A 17,911-nucleotide genomic window follows, 5' to 3' on the forward strand; every position below is an offset into this window, starting at 1 on the left:
AAGCCCGGTCATTGTGGCAGGGCTTGTTTTTATAATACTGGAAACAGCTAGATTAATGATAGCCATGTAACTGACGGTACAGTCCTGGTGTAACTCCGGTCCATTTTTTAAATGCACGGTGGAATGTACTGGTTTCACTGAAACCAACCTGCTGTGCCACATCTTCAAGGGTCAATCCTGGATTGAGCAACAGGTGAATGGCTGCATCACGGCGCAAAGCATCTTTCACGCCCTGGTAGCTTTTTCCTTCAGCTGCAAGACGGCGACGCAGTGTCTGTGGTGACAGATACAGCATGGATGCCACATCATTCAGTGTTGGCATTTCCTCACCAATCTGACTCTTCAGTACATCACGGATACGTGAGGTCAGGGAGTTGGTATTTTTAAATTTAACCAGTAACTGAGCAGGTGCAGCTTTCAGGAATTCTTCCAGTGCGGCTTCATCCTGACGGATCGGTAAATCCAGATAATCCGCTGCAAAGGTAATTTCTGTACGGGGAGCATCAAACTGCATCACGGGTGCAAAAAACAGTGCATCATATTCTTCTGCATGATTTGGGCGAGGGTAACCGAAGTGTACACGCTCAAGTGGCAGGCGGCGTTCAATCAGCCATGAGGCAAGACCATGCCAGATCATGAGCATACTTTCAGTAATGAAGTGATCAGGGTCCATGGATTTTGGAATCAGAGGCACCAGGCGGGCTTCATGTTTATCCCGTTCTAGGCTGACAGACCATTCATCACCAAAGAGCTTGTAGAACTGAGAAGACAGCTCCAGTGCATCTCCGAGCGTTTTTGCATGAATAATCAACTGACACATAATGGCAAAAGTGCCCAGGCGTCGAGGCTGAATGTCAAAGCCGACGTGTTCATCCTGGGTGACCATCCACAGCATTTTGATGAAGCGGGTATATTGTTCAGGAGAAATCCTGGCTTTAGGCTGGCGAAGTAATTCAGCTTCAATGCCAACATGGGACAGCAGGGTTTCCACATCCATGCCCAGGCGTTTAACCCCGGTAAGAGCTGCATTGACGAAATGGATACTGATCGTATCGCGGCTCATGTTAAATCCTTCAGACTCTTTTATATTCACTTGGGTTGACCTAAATGACGCTAAAAATAATTCAATTGGCAATTTACAATAAAGGTTTTGCCCTTTTTACATGTTAAATTGCCGAAATGATCAAGGTAAATGGCTGAACATGACATTGTTCAGCCTCATTTATATTTCTAATATGAATAAAAAATCAACATTAAACGAGTGTAAATTAGTATGACATCGGCTTTAAACGGATTGAAAGTTCTCGATTTTTCTACATTATTACCAGGTCCATTTGCGACTTTATATCTGGCTGACCTGGGTGCAGAAGTGATTCATGTTGAATCGCCAACCCGCCCAGACCTCGTGCGTCTGCTGCCTCCGTATGCAAATGGGCAGGCAACTTCACACAGTTATCTGAACCGAAATAAACAGTCTGTTGCACTCGATTTAAAAAATCCTGAAAGCATTGAACTGATTAAACAGAAAATATCTGAGTATGACATTGTGGTCGAACAGTTCCGTCCTGGAGTCATGCAGCGGCTGGGTCTGGACTATCAGACACTGGCAGAAATCAATCCACGACTGATCTATTGTTCCATCACAGGCTATGGTCAGTCAGGTTCCTATAAAGATAAAGCAGGACATGACATCAACTATATTTCTCTGTCAGGAATAGCAGGGCACAGTGGTCGCAAGCAGAGTGGACCGCCGCCTATGGGGATTCAGATTGCTGATGTTGCCGGAGGTTCTTTACATGCAGTGATTGGAATCCTGTCTGCAGTGATTGAGCGTCAGGTCAGTGGGCAAGGGCAGTATATTGATATTTCCATGACGGACTGTGTTGTGACCATGAACAATATGGCAGCGTCTGCCAGTCTGGCAGGTGAACAGCATCAGCAGGTGGAAAATGAACACCTGAATGGTGGAACATTCTATGATTATTATGAAACTCAGGATGGTCGCTATATGTCAGTCGGCAGTCTGGAACCTCAGTTTATGGCGGGTCTGGCAACAGCACTGGAATTACCTGTTTTAATGGCAAAAGGGGCATCTTTTGATCCTGATGACCGAAAAGAAGTGAAACAGGCGATTGCTGAGAAAATGAAAACACAGTCATTTGTCTACTGGCAGTCTTTGTTTTCTGATCTGGATGTCTGTGTGGAACCTGTTCTGAAACTGGAAGAAGCGCTTGATTCACAACTGGCAAAAGAGCGTGGCTGGGTCGTGAATGTACCTTTGAGTGAAAATTCTGAGCAGACAGAAGCACAGCTGGCATGCCCGATCAAATTTTCAAGATCACGGTTAAATTATTCATTTATTGGACAAAAACTGGGGGAATCAGAACTGTGATTTTTCTGTTCTGAGTCTGATGATACAAAGTGCAACAAAAAACACACTTTTAAACAAAAACATCGAGCGTAACCTGTATGTATTAACAGAATAATATATAGGTTGCGCTTTATGGATAGAGTATGTAGAAAATTCTGTTCGGTGATCAGCGTTCTTGCGATGAGCTGCAGTTTTCAGATTACTTTTGCTGCAAAACCATTTGATGTTCAAAGTCCCTGGATGCTGGGTGACTGGAACGGTAAGCGTACAGAATTACAAAAACAGGGATACGATTTCAGCCTGGGTTATACAGGTGAAATGGCAAGTCTGCTCGATTCAAAACATCATTCCAGTCACGGTACTGAATATGCAGACCAGTTCGCTCTGGGTGCACATTTAGACCTCGGCACAATTCTGGGCTGGCAGGACACAGAAGCTCAGATCACTATTACAGAGCGTAATGGACATTCTCTCTCTCAGACCTCTGATGCACTCGCAGGACACCTCAGCTCTGCCCAGGAAGTGTGGGGGCGTGGTCAGACCTGGCGTCTGACTGATCTATGGATCAAGAAAAAATTTCTGGATCAGAAACTGGATATTAAAGTGGGACGTTTCGGTGAAGGCGAAGACTTCAACGTTTTTGACTGCGATTTTCAGAACCTGGCGTTGTGCGGTTCTCAGGTCGGTAACTGGGTCGGCGATCAGTGGTACAACTGGCCTGTGAGTCAGTGGGCTGTACGGGTCAAATACAATCTGCAACCTGACCTTTATGCACAGCTGGGTGTTTATGAATATAACCCTGAGAACCTAAGACGCAGTAAGGGATTTAACTTAAGTACAGATGGCTCACATGGTGCGATTATTCCTGCTGAAGTGGTCTGGCAACCGAAGTCCGCAATAGCACAACTGCCTGGTGAATATCGGTTGGGTTATTACTACAGTACCGCTGATGCAACCGAAATAGAACATCCTTCCAGAACTTCCCATAAGCAGGGAATGTGGGTTGTTGCAAAGCAACAGCTGACCTCACATGCAGATGATGCCCGCCGTGGACTGAGTGGTTTTGTCAATCTGACAGTGCATGACTCAGATACAAATAATGTCAGCAATATGCAGAATATAGGACTGGTCTATAAAGGGCTGCTCGATGCCCGTCCTGAAGATGATCTTGGTGTGGGTGTAGCACGTATCGCCATCAATGATGATGTCCGTGACCTGCAGGCAGCGAATGGGCTGGTACAGCAAAACGAAGAATACGATGCTGAAATTTATTACGGTATACATGCAGCAAACTGGCTGACGGTACGTCCAAATATTCAGTATATCCGTCATGTCGGTGCTTATAAAAATGGTGAAAGCGCCTGGGTGGGTGGTATTAAATTACAGACAGCATTCTAGTTTTTAGCTTGAAAGCCATTGCTTTAGAGGGACGTGAATGCTGGAAAATGGGTGTATTCACAACTTTGAAAAGAACATGGTTTTTTAACTGAAAATAATTAAAACAGCCTCATGGTTTCTATGAAAGAGCACTGAGGATTCAATACATTAAAATATAGGTGGTCATTATGAATTCTCCATCTTCGGCATCAGGCTTCCGGACACTGACCGTTGTTATTGCAGCAGTCGTTGGACTGGTTCTGTTTGCAGGCGGGATTTATCTTGCCGTACTGGGCGGCTCCTGGTATTACATCATTGCCGGATTACTCTTCCTTGCGACTGCATTTCTGCTTCGACAGCTGAAAAGCTCTGCTTTACTGGTCTATGCTGCACTGGTACTGGGGACAGTGATCTGGGGGCTGTGGGAAGTGGGTTCTGACTTTTTTGCACTTGCCCCACGACTGGACATACTGGGTGTATTTGGACTGTGGTTGCTCATTCCTGCTGTGACCCGTGGTTTCAGGGACAGTAAAGGTGCAAAACTGGCACTGACAGGCACACTGGCAATCACAATTGCAGTCATGATCTATTCCATTTTTAATGATCCTCAGGAAATCCGTGGGACATTAAGTGCAGAACAGCCTGCACCTGCACCGATTGAAGGAATTGCTGATTCAGACTGGCCTGCCTATGGGCGTACTCAGTCAGGGTTGCGCTATTCTCCATTGACCCAGATTAATGAGAAAAACGTTAAAGACCTGAAAGTCGCGTGGGAATATCACACCAATGACTTTAAAACAGATAAGGATTCGAGTGAAACAACCAATCAGGTGACGCCAATTAAAGTTGGCAACAATATGTATATCTGTACAACGCATCAGTTCCTTGTGGCACTTGATCCGGCAACAGGTAAAGAAAAATGGAAGTTCGATCCGAAGCTGAAAGCAGATCATACTTTTCAGCATCTGACCTGTCGTGGCGTTTCTTATTATGATGCAGCCAATACCACAGGTTTTGCTGCAAGTCTGGAAACAAAGAAATCGACTTCCACAGAATGTCCACGTAAGGTCATTTTACCTGTCAATGATGGACGTCTGGTTGCTGTCAATGCTGACACGGGTAAAGCCTGCTCTGATTTTGGACATAATGGTGAAGTGGATTTACAGAAAGACATGCCATTTCCGTATCCAGGCGGATACATTCCAACCTCTCCGCCTGTGGTTACAGGAACGACTATTATTATTGCGGGTTCAACCACAGACAATTATTCAACTGAAGAACCGTCTGGTGTGATCCGTGGCTATGATGTCAATACAGGCGCGTTATTGTGGGTGTTCGATACAGGTGCAGAAGATCCAAATAAAATTCCAGGACCAGGTCAGAAGTATGTTCAGAACTCTCCAAATGCCTGGGCACCTTTAGCTTATGACGCTAAACTGGATATGGTTTATGTGCCGACCGGAGTGGGTACGCCCGACATCTGGGGTGGAAACCGCACACCTTTGCATGAACGTTATGCAAACTCCATGCTTGCGATCAATGCAACAACAGGTCAGCTGATCTGGAATTTCCAGACCACACATCATGACCTTTGGGATATGGATGTGCCGGCACAGCCAACCCTTGCGGATATCAAAAACAAAGCAGGAGAAACTGTTCCTGCTATTTATGTACTGACCAAAACAGGGAATGCATTTGTACTGGACCGCCGTACCGGTGAGGCGATTGTTCCTGTGACTGAAAAACCTGTACCACAGACCGTGAAACGTGGTCCACAGACCAAAGGTGAGTTCTATGCTGCAACTCAGCCTTTTTCAGACTTCAATCTTGCACCGAAGGATAAGCTGACTGATAAACAGATGTGGGGTGCCACCATGTTTGATCAGCTGATCTGTCGTGTGGCGTTCCATAAACTGAATTATGACGGTATTTATACACCGCCTTCAGAAAATGGAACTCTGGTTTTTCCTGGTAACTTAGGGGTGTTTGAATGGGGCGGAATGTCTGTCAATCCTGACCGTCAGGTTGCTGTTATGAACCCTATTGGCTTGCCATTTGTGACCAAGCTGATCCCAACTGATCCGAACCGTGAAAAAACTGCGAAAGGTGCAGGGACAGAATCAGGTGTACAACCCATGTATGGTGTGCCTTATGGTGTTGAAATCAGTGCATTCCTATCACCATTTGGACTGCCTTGTAAACAGCCTGCATGGGGCTATGTTGCAGGTGTGGATCTGAAAACACATGACATTGCATGGAAACGCCGTATTGGGACAATCCGTGACAGTCTGCCAGGTATTCCATTACCACCGTTCAAAATGGGTGTACCAATGCTCGGTGGTCCTATTTCCACAGCAGGGAACCTGATGTTTGTGGGTGCAACACAGGATAATTATATCCGTGCCATTAACGTTACCAATGGTGATGAGCTGTGGAAAGGTCGTTTACCGGCAGGTGGTCAGGCAACACCAATGACTTATGAAATGAATGGTAAACAGTATGTGGTGATTATGGCGGGTGGTCATGGTTCGTTTGGAACTAAAATGGGCGATTCGCTGGTGGCTTATGCACTGCCGGATTAAAAAATAAACCTGAAGAAAAAGCCTGATCCGTCAGGCTTTTTCTTTGTCCAGGCAAAATATTCAGCTTTCAGTAATACAGGTGGTGAGCAAAGTGGTCCAGGAAAAGACAATTCAGTGCTTATATTAAAAAATATGATAAGTATTGAATAAATTCATCCATATAACAATAAACTGCTGTGAAAGGAGCTTAGGCATTGATAACAGCGTGACGGAAACATGCTTATCAATAAAACCGCTATTAAATATGTAAAAAACGCATTTCTTTGATACATCAATAGTCGTTATATTGTGCGTCGTTATAATGAATCTACTAGCTGTACGCCATGTATTTATATACTGATTTTGACCAGCAACTGGTTAATGAACGTGTTGCACAATTCCGTGATCAGACGGAACGTTATTTAGCGGGTAAACTCACTGAAGATGAGTATCGCCCATTACGCCTGCAAAATGGATTATATGTACAGCGTTATGCGCCAATGTTGCGTATCGCTGTGCCTTACGGTCTGATGAACTCAAATCAGCTGCGTAAAGTGGCTGAACTGGCTCTTGAATATGACCGTGGTTATGCACATGTATCCACACGTCAGAATATTCAGTTCAACTGGCCTGCGCTTGAAAATGTACCTGATATGCTGCAGGAGCTTGCAACGGTTCAGATGCATGCCATTCAGACTTCAGGTAACTGTATCCGTAACACGACAACAGACCAGTATGCAGGTGTGGTTGCAGGTGAAATTGCTGACCCACGTCCAACCTGTGAATTGATCCGTCAGTGGTCAACGTTCCATCCTGAATTTGCATTCTTGCCACGTAAGTTCAAAATTGCAGTTTCTGCGCTTGAAGAAGTGGATCGTGCGGCGACTTCATTCCATGATATCGGTGTGTATCTGACACGTAATGAAGCGGGTGAACTCGGTTATAAAATCAAAGTCGGTGGCGGTTTAGGTCGTACCCCAATTATTGGTTCCATGATCCGTGAATGGTTACCACGTGAAGAATTGATTGCTTATCTTGAAGCAGTTCTTCGTGTGTATAACCTGCATGGTCGCCGTGATAACAAATATAAAGCACGTATCAAGATCCTGGTAAAAGCTTTAACTCCTGCAGTATTTGCTGAGAAAGTTGAAGCAGAATTTGCCGAAACCATCAAAACATTAAAAGTTGATGCAGATACTTTGAAAAAAATGGATGAGAACTTCACGCCATTTAATTATCAGAACTATGCAGATGAAAACTTTGATGCTTTGTTTGCAGAGCATCCAAAATTCAAACAATGGTTCAATATCAATACCAATGCACATAAAGTTGCAGGCTATCGTATCGTGACGATTTCACTGAAACGTGCAGGTGTTGCACCGGGTGATATGACCACCGAAGAAATGAATCTGATAGCTGATCTTGCAGACAAATATACTTTCGGTGAACTTCGTACCACGCACGAACAGAATATTTCACTGGTCGATGTACCACAGAAAGATCTGTTTGAACTGTGGCAGACGCTTGATCAGAACAACCTTGCCCGTGCGCACATCGGTTTTATTACCGATATTATCTGCTGCCCTGGCGGTGATTTCTGTTCACTGGCAAATGCGAAATCCATTCCAGTTTCAGAAGCGATTTCACGCCGTTTTGATGACCTGGATACTGTGTATAACCTGGGACATATTGACCTGAATATTTCAGGTTGTATGAATGCCTGTGGTCATCACCATGTGGGTAACATCGGTATTTTAGGTGTGGACAAAAAAGGTGCTGAATTCTACCAGATCACTTTGGGTGGAAATGCAGACCACGACGCTTCAATCGGTGACATCTTAGGACCATCATTCGCAGCTGAAGTTGTACCTGATATTGTGGATGAAATTTTAAATACTTATCTTGATCTTCGTAACGAAGGTGAAGAATTTATCGAAACTTATCGTCGTGTCGGCATCCAGCCATTTAAGGAGCGAGCATATGCTTAATACAGCACTTCAAGTCCTTTCTAAAGATGGCACGATCACAGACAATACTTATCAGATCATTGCTGAAGATGGTGTATTGCCACAAGGTGATGTGCTGTTGACTGTTGAGCAACTGGATCAGATTGGCAATGTTTCAGGTAAAAAAGCCTTATTCATCACTGTGGATGCTTCGCCGGAAGTGAATCAGTTTCCACTGGATCAGCTGGATGCAATTTTCATTGATTTTGCAGGCTTTAACGATGGTCGTGGTTATTCATTTGCTGCATTGTTACGCCGCCAGGGTTATCAGGGTGAGCTTCGTGCAACAGGTGATGTATTTAAAGACGTTTTAAATTATATGAAGCGTTCAGGTTTCGATACTTTCGTGATTAAAGAAGGTAAAGATATTGCTGAAGCTGCGGCAGGTTTGGGTGATTTTACTAACCCTTACCAGGCATCGACTGCTGTACCGAAAGCGCATTATCAGACAGGTGCATAATCCTGTCTGATTGTCGGGAGCCTGCATCATGCAGGCTTTTTTATTGTGTAAATGAATGGAAAATTAAAAATTATATCTGCATGTTTTATATTAACTTAATTTAATATGTTAAGGTATTTAGCGTTAAGTATCATTGATACAGATCAGTACTCATCTTTTTTCAGAAGTAAAATATCTGTCAGGGAAATGAACAGAATCATTTCCCTGGGTGGTAGGGTATTCAGACTTTTTATTCAGAAGTGACATTGTTTTTATGCAAAATTCTATTCGTGTAGGTATTGCCGGTTACGGCAACCTTGGGCGTGGTGTTGAAACTGCGATTCAGAAAAATCAGGATTTACAGCTTGTTGGTATTTTCAGCCGACGTGATCCTGCAACAGTTTCTCCATGTTTTGCGACCACTCAGGTTTTTCACATGGACAGTCTGAGTGATTTTCAGGATAAAATTGATGTATTAATTTTATGTGGTGGCTCGAAAGATGATTTGCCACAGCAGGGTCCACGGTTGGCTGCTCAGTTCAATACCGTGGACAGTTTTGATACTCATGCACGTATTCCTGAATATTTTGCTGCGGTGGATGCACCTGCATTAGCAAATAAGAAAACAGCGATGATTTCGATTGGCTGGGATCCAGGCATGTTCTCAATTAACCGTTTATTCGGTGAAGCATTATTACCGGATGGTGAAACATATACCTTCTGGGGTAAAGGTTTAAGCCAGGGGCATTCAGACGCAATCCGCCGTGTGGATGGCGTGAAAGCAGGTGTGCAATATACCATCCCATCAACGGATGCGATTGAAAAAGTTCGCAGTGGCGCACGTCCTGTTTTAACGACCAAAGAAAAACATCAGCGTGAATGTTATGTGGTTCTTGCAGAGGGTGCAGATGCAAAAGCGGTTGAGCAGGCGATCGTGACCATGCCTGACTATTTTGCTGACTATAACACCACTGTAAATTTCATTGATGAAGCGACTTTGAAGCAAGATCACCAGAAGATGCCACATGGTGGCTTTGTGATCCGCAGTGGAAACACCAGCGATGAACAGAATCAGGTTGTTGAGTTTTCATTAAAACTCGACAGTAATCCTGAATTTACAGCGAGCGTACTGGTTGCCTATGCACGTGCATGTTATCGCTTAAATCAGATGCAGCAGTACGGTGCGAAAACTGCATTTGATGTTGCACCAGGTTTACTCTCAATGAAAACTCCTGAGCAACTTCGTAAAGAGTTACTCTAAGACCTCTCAGTCTGTTGAGCAAAAAGGTGAATCATTGATTCGCCTTTTTTTATCACTGTAAATTGGTGTCTGAAGATGATTGAGATACAGGGCATGCTAGTGGTTTAAAGGCACTTGAGCTAAAATCCGCCCATGATTGGATAAATGAAAATAACCATGTCTTTATTGCTTGCAAAAATAAATCCAGGTGTGATCTGGCTGTTGATCGCAATTGCCACAGATGTACTTTCAACGTTTTATTCTGCCAAAGGTAATGGTTTGGTCAATAAAGCAGATCAGGGAGTTGCCCTGATTCTGTATATTATTTCTTTTGCCTGTGCCGCCTATGCACTCAAGTTTATGCAGGCGGGTATTTTATATGTGCTTTGGTCTGGTATCGGTGTGATTGCAACGGCATTGCTGGCAAAAGCATTTTTAGGGCAGCATATTGACCTGGCAGGGTGGCTCGGCATTGCCTTTATTACGGTTGGCTTGACCATTATTGCGCAGTTCTCAAATATTGATGTTTAAAGGGTATTAAAAATCAATGTTTTGCTTAAGTCTTTAAGAAAAAGGTGTTGCTAAAAATTTATAAAAGAAAGCGCTTCCTAAACCAGGTTCCAGCAATAAAGGAAATAAGAAACCATAAACAGCACCTGCGATGTGAGCACGATGGTCAATCAGTGGGGAATGCCCAGAGCGAATGGCATACATGCTGTAGCACAGGTAAATTGTGCCAAAGAGTATTGCAGGGATGGGAATAAAATAGATATAAATCATTCCCCATGGATTAAATAAAATCGAGCTGAACAGTACTGCATTTACAGCACCAGAAGCACCTAAACTTCGGTAAGAATTCAGATGCCGGTTCTGTAAATAACTGGGAATCGCAGCAATAATAACGGCACTGCAGTAAAACAGGACGAAGCCCATTCCATTTAAATAGTCACGGAAAAACCATTCAATACTGCGCCCAAAGAAATACAGGGTGAACATATTGAAAAACAGATGGATTCCATCATTGTGGATAAAACCATGCGTCAGAAAGCGATCATATTGCCCATGTTTAATCGCTGAAATATTGAAAATCAAACGATTCATAATGTTCCGATGCTGCCACGCTGCCAGCGATGTTAGAATCGTGATGATAATGATCAGAATGGTATGAGGTATGCCTGGAATCATTTCTTATCAATCGTATTTTTAATGAGTGCAATATAACCTGAATTGATTCAACAGGCTATATTGCATTTTTGGTATTCTGCTATTCAGTTTCAAGCTGACAGTTCACCATCCATCGTATCCCGAACTGATCGGTAAATGCACCATACAGCGCACCCCAGAAAGTATTTTCCAAAGCCATTTCCACCTGACCATTTTCAGACAGAGCATCAAACAGGCGTCGTGCTTCAGCCTGCTCATCTGCATCCAGATTGATGGAAATATAGTGGTTGGTACCTTTACTGAAAGGCGCACTCTGCGGGGCGCAGAACTGTTCAGTGGTATCCGAACCCATCAAAACGGTAAATGGATTAATTGGCAAAGAAACATGCAGGATATAATTTTTTTCTTTCTCTGAAATCTGTGCATCGGGTAATTCTGAATAGCGTTTAATAAAAGAAAACTCTCCACCAAAAACTGATCTGTAAAAGTTAAAGGCAGCTTCGGTTTCACCCTGAAAATTAAGATAGTGATTCGGTTGCATGACAGCAGTCCATTTTTATTTTGAATATTTAATTTAGCAGTGTATTGCTTAATTTTTGCTGAAAAATTTGTAATGAACCGTGATAAAAAATCCCTCAAAGCTGAGGGATTTTAAATTTACATTTTTTGAAATGTAAGGGGAATGCTTTAGATTTTAAAGAATTTCAATGGCAACCGCAGTTGCTTCACCGCCACCAATACACAGAGCTGCAATACCTTTCTTACCGCCTGTACGTTTTAAAGCGTGGATTAAAGTCAGGATAATACGCGAACCTGTAGAACCAACAGGATGACCCAGTGCACATGCACCACCATTGATATTGACTTTTTCAGCATCCAGTTTGAAATCATCAATTGGGCACATCGTCACCATGGCAAATGCTTCATTGATTTCCCATAGATCAACGTCCTGAGCATCCCAACCGGTTTTGTTCAGGACTTTCTGGATTGCGCCAACAGGAGCAATGGTAAATTCAGACGGGTGCTGTGAGTTAGATGCATAAGTCACAATTTTTGCCAATGGTTTTAAGCCTTTTTGTGCCGCAAGTTCAGCAGAAGCCAGTACTAAAGCAGATGCACCATCTGAAATTGAGCTGGCATTGGCAGCTGTAATCGTACCGTCTTTGGCAAATGCAGGGCGTAGCGTTGGAATTTTTTCGATGTTGGCATTGAACGGCTGTTCGTCTTTATCAACAATCACATCGCCTTTACGACCTGAAACAGTGACAGGGACGATTTCATCTGCAAAATAACCTTCAGTGATGGCTTTTTGCGCACGTTTCAGTGAACGGATTGCAAACTCATCCATCTGTTCACGGGTGTAGTTACGGGTATTTGCCATATCCTGAGCAAATGATCCCATCAGGCGACCTGTTTCTGCATCTTCCAGGCCATCAAAGAACATATGATCTTTGACTTCGCCATGACCCATACGGTAGCCACCACGTGCTTTTGGTAACAGATACGGTGCATTGGTCATGGATTCCATACCGCCTGCAACAATCACCTGAGCTGAACCTGCTTTAATGGCATCGGCAGCCTGCATGACCGCTTTCATGCCTGAACCACACAGTTTGTTGATGGTGACAGCACCGGTGGAATCAGGTAAGCCAGCCTGACGCATTGCCTGGCGGGCTGGACCCTGTTTCAGGCCTGCCGGCAGTACGCAACCCATAATGACTTCTTCAACATCTGTAGCCTGTAGACCCGCACGGGCAATCGCTTCCTTAATAGTGACAGCACCCAGTTCTGGTGCAGTGACAGTTGCCAGGCTTCCCTGGAAACCACCCATAGCGGTACGTGCGCCGTTTACAATTACGATGTCAGTCATTGTTTTCTCCATATTGGATTTATCAGAATTCCGGATTTAAGCAGTATATTGAAATTTGCTCAGGAATAAAGCATCCCCAGTTCCAAACTGTAGACCGCTAAGTTCTCAACAGCTCGATGGTCGTTCCTGTCGGGTCAGCCCCATATCATTCAGAATCACCTTATAGTGATTCTGTGATCCCACACTGGAGCAATAGGTAAATGTTCCATTACTTCCGATTGGTAAACCATTGGGTTTTCTGAATGTCAGATATGCAACAGACCCGGAACCCGCCCAGGTCAGGGTGCCATATTTGAGTCCGGTCTTTTCCGACTGGATGACTTTTTCACCGCTATCCACTGCACCATTTTTATTTCTGTCCAGGAACAGAATATAGCCTGTTGCCCATTGGTTCGCCTGACAACTGCTGCCATCAGCGCTGGAGCAAAGTACGGTATTTGTACGATGTGTAACAGATTGTGACTTTGCCAGCTGGATCACTGAATTAAGAATCTGGACATTTTTTTTAGCTTCCTGAGATGCCATCAGATTTTTGAATGAGGGAACGGCAAGGACAGCGATAATCCCAATAACGGCAATGGTTACGATCAGTTCAAATAAAGTGAATCCATTTTTTCTCTTTAAAAACATCATATTCCCCTTGTTTTTTTTAATAATTTGTACAGAATGCTGTGCTAAGGTTCTGTTTAGTCGATTATTCTTGTCACTAAGATTTTATTACTCAAGTGTTCAGAAAGCTGTTAAAATGAAAGACAAGAGTAAATAAGCTATTCATACAGCCACGTTGAGTAAAAATTTACCGAATTACAACGGAAATTGTAAGTAATTTTGTCAATAATTTACTTGATTAAAATTATCAAGCACTTGGAAAACAAATAAAGTGTTTGTATGATTCGAGGTGACTAGCTTAAAAATAGATCTGGGGTATTTATAAAGCCTATCTCAGGATAGCCAAAAATTTTAGGCTTGAGCTTGAACAACAATTGTTATCTCTGGAGGATAAATCCATGAAAATGAGTCGTATTGCTTTAGCAATGCTGGTAGCTGCTCCATTAGCAGCTGCAAACGCAGGCGTAACTGTTACTCCGTTAATGCTTGGTTACACTTTCCAAGACACTAAACACAATAACAGCGCAAAAGATCACCTGATGAACCCTTCTGACGGTGAACTTCAGGACGATCTGTTTGTTGGTGCAGCGCTTGGTGTTGAACTGACTCCATGGTTAGGTTTCGAAGCTGAATACAACCAGGTTAAAGGCGACATTGATTACGCTGCAGCTGGTGCTGAATACAAACAGACTCAGATCAACGGTAACTTCTATGCTACTTCTGATCTGATCACTAAAAACTACGACAGCAAAATCAAGCCATACGTTCTTTTAGGTGCTGGTCATTACAAATATGAGTATGACGGTGTTGCACTTAAAGATGACGAAGGTACTTTAGGTAACGCAGGTCTGGGTGCTTTCTGGCGTCTGAACGATGCTCTGTCTCTTCGTACAGAAGCTCGTGCTACTTATAACATCGATGAAGATTTCTGGAACTATACAGCTCTTGCAGGTCTGAACGTTGTTCTTGGTGGTCACCTGAAACCAGCTGCTCCAGTAATTGAAGTTGCTCCAGTTGAACCAGTTGCTCCAGTTCAGCCTGCTCCACAGGAACTGACTGAAGACCTGAACATGGAACTTCGTGTGTTCTTTGACACTAACAAGTCAAACATCAAAGATCAGTACAAGCCTGAAATCGCTAAAGTTGCTGAGAAGTTAGTTGAATATCCAAACGCTACTGCTCGCATCGAAGGTCACACAGACAACACTGGTCCACGTGCACTGAACGAACGTTTATCTTTAGCTCGTGCTAACTCGGTTAAAACTTCTCTTGTAAACGAATATAACGTAGATCCAGCTCGTCTGACTACTCAAGGTTTCGCATGGGATCAACCGATTGCTGACAACAAAACTAAAGAAGGCCGTGCTATGAACCGTCGTGTATTCGCGACTATTTCTGGTAGCCGTACTGTAGTTGTACAGCCTGGTCAAGCAGCTCAATAATTCGTTATTGACTTCTGACTTAAAAAAGCAGCCGTAAGGCTGCTTTTTTTTATGTTTATGAAGGTATTCAGAACAGTGCTGTAAATAGATACCTGAACCCGAAAAATAAATGCTCAGGTGAAATCTGTTTCCTGATACAGCGGTATTATATTTTCAGATATTTTAAATTTTATAAAATCATAATTTAGATCAGAAAATCAGCCTGTATGATCCAGTCGTGAACCCAGTGTTTCAAGATGGATTTCAAAGTGACCTTTGTTACGATCTTCAAAATAATGTCTTAATGTCCGCTCAACACTTGGAAAAGCCAGTTCAGTCCATGGTATTTCATGTTCGTCAAACAGTCGGCACTCAATGCTTTCTTCACCTGCACCAAATTTTCCATCAATCAGCTGAGCTTTAAACAGCGCATAAATCTGACCAATACGAGGAATGTTGTACATACAGTAGAGCTGTTCGATTTTAATCTCTGCTTCGGCTTCTTCGCGTGTTTCTCTGGCAGCTCCCTGTTCCATGGTTTCAAAAAGTTCCATATAACCGGCAGGCAGTGTCCATAGACCATAACGGGGTTCTATCGCACGTCTGCACAGGAGTACTTTATTTTCCCATAAGGCGAGTGCGCCACAGATGACTTTGGGATTGACATAATGAATGTTGCCGCAATGTGTGCAAACCTGGCGAGTCTGATGGTCGCCCAAAGGGATTTTATCGGTTGTTTCATGGCCACAGTTTGCACAAAAATTCATAGTCATCATCAATGATCAGAGTGTTTGTCAGCATAACTGAAAAATTGAACTTTGGCATCATTTCTCACCGCATGGCTGAAAATTCGGCTATGATAAAATTTCATGAAAATGGATAAATAATCTATGGAAGATCGGTTGTTGACACATGTGCTGCAAAAAAATCTGCGTTTTTCAAAGCGGGTCAAAGAAGCTCACGCAGCTGTGTTGATTGCGATCACAGATGAACATGACCCAAAAGTATTGCTGACACGACGTTCTGTATATCTGAATAATCATGCAGGTGAGGTTTCATTTCCAGGTGGAAAGCGTGATCCACAGGATACCAGTAATATTGTTGTTGCATTGCGTGAGGCTCATGAAGAAACCGCATTGAGTCCATTTGATGTGCAGCTGGTAGGGGATCTGCCTATGCAGAAAGCACGAAATGGAATGCTGGTAAAGCCAGTGGTTGGGCTGATTCCACCACAGGTTCAGCTGACTGCCCAACCTACTGAAATTGATAGGATATTTTTTGCATCATTGAAGAATCTGATGGATGCACCACCTGTTCCTTACGAAGTCCGTTTTGAACATCAGTCGCTGTATTTTCCAAGTATGCGGGTGGAAAATGAGGTGGTATGGGGTTTAACCGCAAGAATGCTGGTGTCATTGTTTCAGTATGGTCTGAATTATCAGAAAGACTGGCCATTTTTACTGAATTCACCTGCATTTAAAGTCAAAAGTCACAGATAAGCTACAGGATAAGGATGTTGCATCATGTTGTATAAGTTTAAGGAATTTACGCCACGCGCTTTAAATCAGCCCTGGGATGGGTGGGTTGCTGATAATGCGACTGTGATTGGGCAGGTCGAAATGGGGACTCAGGTCAGTGTCTGGTTTGGTGCTGTTATCCGTGGTGATAATGCCAAAATTCATCTGGGTAATTTTACCAATGTGCAGGAAAACGCGGTATTGCATACAGATGCCGGCATAGACATGCATATTGGAGATTATGTCACCATCGGGCATCAAGCCATGCTGCATGGCTGTACGGTGGGAGACAACAGTCTGATCGGGATTAATGCTGTGGTGTTAAATAATGCTGTGATCGGTAAAAACTGCATTATTGGTGCAAACTCCTTAATTCCTGAAGGTAAGGTGATTCCAGATAATTCAGTGGTGATGGGATCACCAGGAAAAGTGGTCAAAACGCTGGATGAAAATGCGGAATTCCGACTGAAAATGAGTGCCATGCATTATGCAGAGCATTTTAAAAACTTTCAGCAGCTTGAAGCTGTAACCCTGTAACAGCACAGAATATTCTGTTTTAAAGCCGGACGTTGATCCGGCTTTATTTTTAATAACAGTTTCTGCGCTCGCGAACTGAGATTGAGTGGAGTATCATAGTCACCGTTTATTTATTTGAAAAATAGGTTGTGCATGAAATTGCTGGCACTGGAAACAGCCAATGAGCAGTGTTCTGTTTCTATCGTGGATGAAACTCAGGAGCTTTATTTTCAGCTGGATGCAAGAGCGAAAGCGCAGACACAAACTATTTTACCGCTGATTGAGCAAGGTTTTAGCCAGACGGGAACTGCTGCTGCCGATTTAACGGCAATTGCATTCAGTCGTGGACCAGGTTCGTTCAGTGGGGTACGGATCAATGCTGCTGTGACACAGGCGCTGGCATGGGCAAATGATTTACCGGTTATCCCTGTTTCCACATTGCAGGCACTGGCGCAGGCGGCTTATCGGATTGCGGGGCTGACAGCAGTGACAGCCGTACTGGATGCACGTATGCAGGAAGTGTACATCGCCAGCTATCAGCTCAATGATAAGGGCATCATGCAGGCAGTTTCAGAAGAATATTTACTGGATTACGCCAGAGCTGCTGAACAGGTTCAGTTTCAGCTGGTGGGTTCGGGTTCAGATTTAATTAAGCAAGAACAAATACAATACAAAGACTTGAATGCAACAGCAAATGATATTGCTACCATTGCACGCGAGCATGCAAGCCAGAAAAAGTGGGTCAGTGCTGAGCAGGCATTGCCTGTCTATTTACGTGATAATGCCTGGAAAAAAATTCCAGAACAGGGCAAACCATAAT

The 17,911-nt window shown here is 43.5% G+C and carries 17 protein-coding genes; 11 read left to right on the forward strand and 6 right to left on the reverse strand.

Translation table 11 applies throughout. From position 1 onward, the window contains the following. Positions 1-52: 52 nt before the first annotated feature. Entirely contained in the window at positions 53-1,063 is a 1,011-nt protein-coding gene (locus CDG60_RS04305) for an AraC family transcriptional regulator (RefSeq protein WP_087513796.1), read from the reverse strand. A 210-nt stretch (positions 1,064-1,273) separates the two neighbouring features. Between CDG60_RS04305 and CDG60_RS04310 the strand changes: the two genes are divergently transcribed. The 7 genes from CDG60_RS04310 to CDG60_RS04340 all read left to right on the forward strand — a co-directional run bounded on the left by CDG60_RS04310 (position 1,274) and on the right by CDG60_RS04340 (position 10,525). Continuing rightward, positions 1,274-2,392, forward strand: coding sequence for a CaiB/BaiF CoA transferase family protein (locus tag CDG60_RS04310; protein ID WP_087513795.1), 1,119 nt, complete (start codon positions 1,274-1,276; stop codon positions 2,390-2,392). 111 nt (positions 2,393-2,503) lie between these two features. Next, the gene (locus CDG60_RS04315; RefSeq protein ID WP_087513794.1) at positions 2,504-3,769 is read left to right on the forward strand and encodes a carbohydrate porin; all 1,266 of its coding nucleotides are present in this window, start codon (positions 2,504-2,506) and stop codon (positions 3,767-3,769) included. Positions 3,770-3,936: 167 nt separating this feature from the next. Continuing rightward, the gene (locus CDG60_RS04320; RefSeq protein ID WP_087513793.1) at positions 3,937-6,330 is read left to right on the forward strand and encodes a glucose/quinate/shikimate family membrane-bound PQQ-dependent dehydrogenase; all 2,394 of its coding nucleotides are present in this window, start codon (positions 3,937-3,939) and stop codon (positions 6,328-6,330) included. Between the two features lie 323 nt (positions 6,331-6,653). Continuing rightward, positions 6,654-8,297, forward strand: coding sequence for a nitrite/sulfite reductase (locus CDG60_RS04325; RefSeq protein WP_087513792.1), 1,644 nt, complete (start codon positions 6,654-6,656; stop codon positions 8,295-8,297). Next, positions 8,290-8,775 (forward strand): DUF934 domain-containing protein, encoded by a 486-nt coding sequence (locus CDG60_RS04330; protein WP_087513791.1) that lies wholly within the window; start codon positions 8,290-8,292, stop codon positions 8,773-8,775. The genes CDG60_RS04325 and CDG60_RS04330 overlap by 8 nt, the downstream gene beginning before the upstream one ends. A gap of 253 nt (positions 8,776-9,028) precedes the next feature. Next, the gene (locus CDG60_RS04335) at positions 9,029-10,015 is read left to right on the forward strand and encodes a diaminopimelate dehydrogenase (protein WP_087513790.1); all 987 of its coding nucleotides are present in this window, start codon (positions 9,029-9,031) and stop codon (positions 10,013-10,015) included. Between the two features lie 156 nt (positions 10,016-10,171). Next, a complete protein-coding gene (locus CDG60_RS04340; RefSeq protein ID WP_087513789.1) occupies positions 10,172-10,525 on the forward strand; it encodes a DMT family transporter in 354 nt (117 codons plus the stop codon). A gap of 33 nt (positions 10,526-10,558) precedes the next feature. On the opposite strand, the gene CDG60_RS04345 is transcribed toward CDG60_RS04340, so the two are convergent. The 4 genes from CDG60_RS04345 to CDG60_RS04360 form a co-directional block, all read right to left on the reverse strand. Continuing rightward, a complete protein-coding gene (locus tag CDG60_RS04345; protein ID WP_087513788.1) occupies positions 10,559-11,179 on the reverse strand; it encodes a rhomboid family intramembrane serine protease in 621 nt (206 codons plus the stop codon). Between the two features lie 79 nt (positions 11,180-11,258). Continuing rightward, positions 11,259-11,699 (reverse strand): VOC family protein, encoded by a 441-nt coding sequence (locus CDG60_RS04350; protein ID WP_087513787.1) that lies wholly within the window; start codon positions 11,697-11,699, stop codon positions 11,259-11,261. A gap of 153 nt (positions 11,700-11,852) precedes the next feature. Further along, a complete protein-coding gene (locus CDG60_RS04355) occupies positions 11,853-13,028 on the reverse strand; it encodes a thiolase family protein (RefSeq protein ID WP_087513786.1) in 1,176 nt (391 codons plus the stop codon). A gap of 105 nt (positions 13,029-13,133) precedes the next feature. After that, complete coding sequence (locus tag CDG60_RS04360) at positions 13,134-13,661, reverse strand: GspH/FimT family pseudopilin (protein WP_227542925.1); 528 nt, start codon at positions 13,659-13,661, stop codon at positions 13,134-13,136. Between the two features lie 374 nt (positions 13,662-14,035). Here CDG60_RS04360 and omp38 point away from each other — a divergent pair, with 374 nt between their 5' ends. Next, on the forward strand, positions 14,036-15,079 hold the full coding sequence (gene omp38, locus CDG60_RS04365; RefSeq protein WP_087513785.1) for an outer membrane protein Omp38: 1,044 nt from the start codon (positions 14,036-14,038) through the stop codon (positions 15,077-15,079). A 197-nt stretch (positions 15,080-15,276) separates the two neighbouring features. Here omp38 and CDG60_RS04370 read toward each other — a convergent pair whose 3' ends face one another. Then, positions 15,277-15,825, reverse strand: a complete 549-nt coding sequence (locus CDG60_RS04370) for an NUDIX hydrolase (protein ID WP_087513829.1) — start codon at positions 15,823-15,825, stop codon at positions 15,277-15,279. A 123-nt stretch (positions 15,826-15,948) separates the two neighbouring features. Here CDG60_RS04370 and CDG60_RS04375 point away from each other — a divergent pair, with 123 nt between their 5' ends. The 3 genes from CDG60_RS04375 to tsaB all read left to right on the forward strand — a co-directional run bounded on the left by CDG60_RS04375 (position 15,949) and on the right by tsaB (position 17,910). Continuing rightward, on the forward strand, positions 15,949-16,557 hold the full coding sequence (locus CDG60_RS04375; RefSeq protein WP_087513784.1) for a CoA pyrophosphatase: 609 nt from the start codon (positions 15,949-15,951) through the stop codon (positions 16,555-16,557). 24 nt (positions 16,558-16,581) lie between these two features. Then, entirely contained in the window at positions 16,582-17,112 is a 531-nt protein-coding gene (locus CDG60_RS04380; RefSeq protein ID WP_087513783.1) for a gamma carbonic anhydrase family protein, read from the forward strand. Positions 17,113-17,244: 132 nt separating this feature from the next. Next, positions 17,245-17,910 (forward strand): tRNA (adenosine(37)-N6)-threonylcarbamoyltransferase complex dimerization subunit type 1 TsaB, encoded by a 666-nt coding sequence (tsaB, locus tag CDG60_RS04385; protein ID WP_087513782.1) that lies wholly within the window; start codon positions 17,245-17,247, stop codon positions 17,908-17,910. Position 17,911: the final 1 nt, after the last annotated feature.

Source organism: Acinetobacter chinensis, assembly GCF_002165375.2.
In the GTDB taxonomy this organism is placed as follows: Bacteria; Pseudomonadota; Gammaproteobacteria; order Pseudomonadales; family Moraxellaceae; genus Acinetobacter; species Acinetobacter chinensis.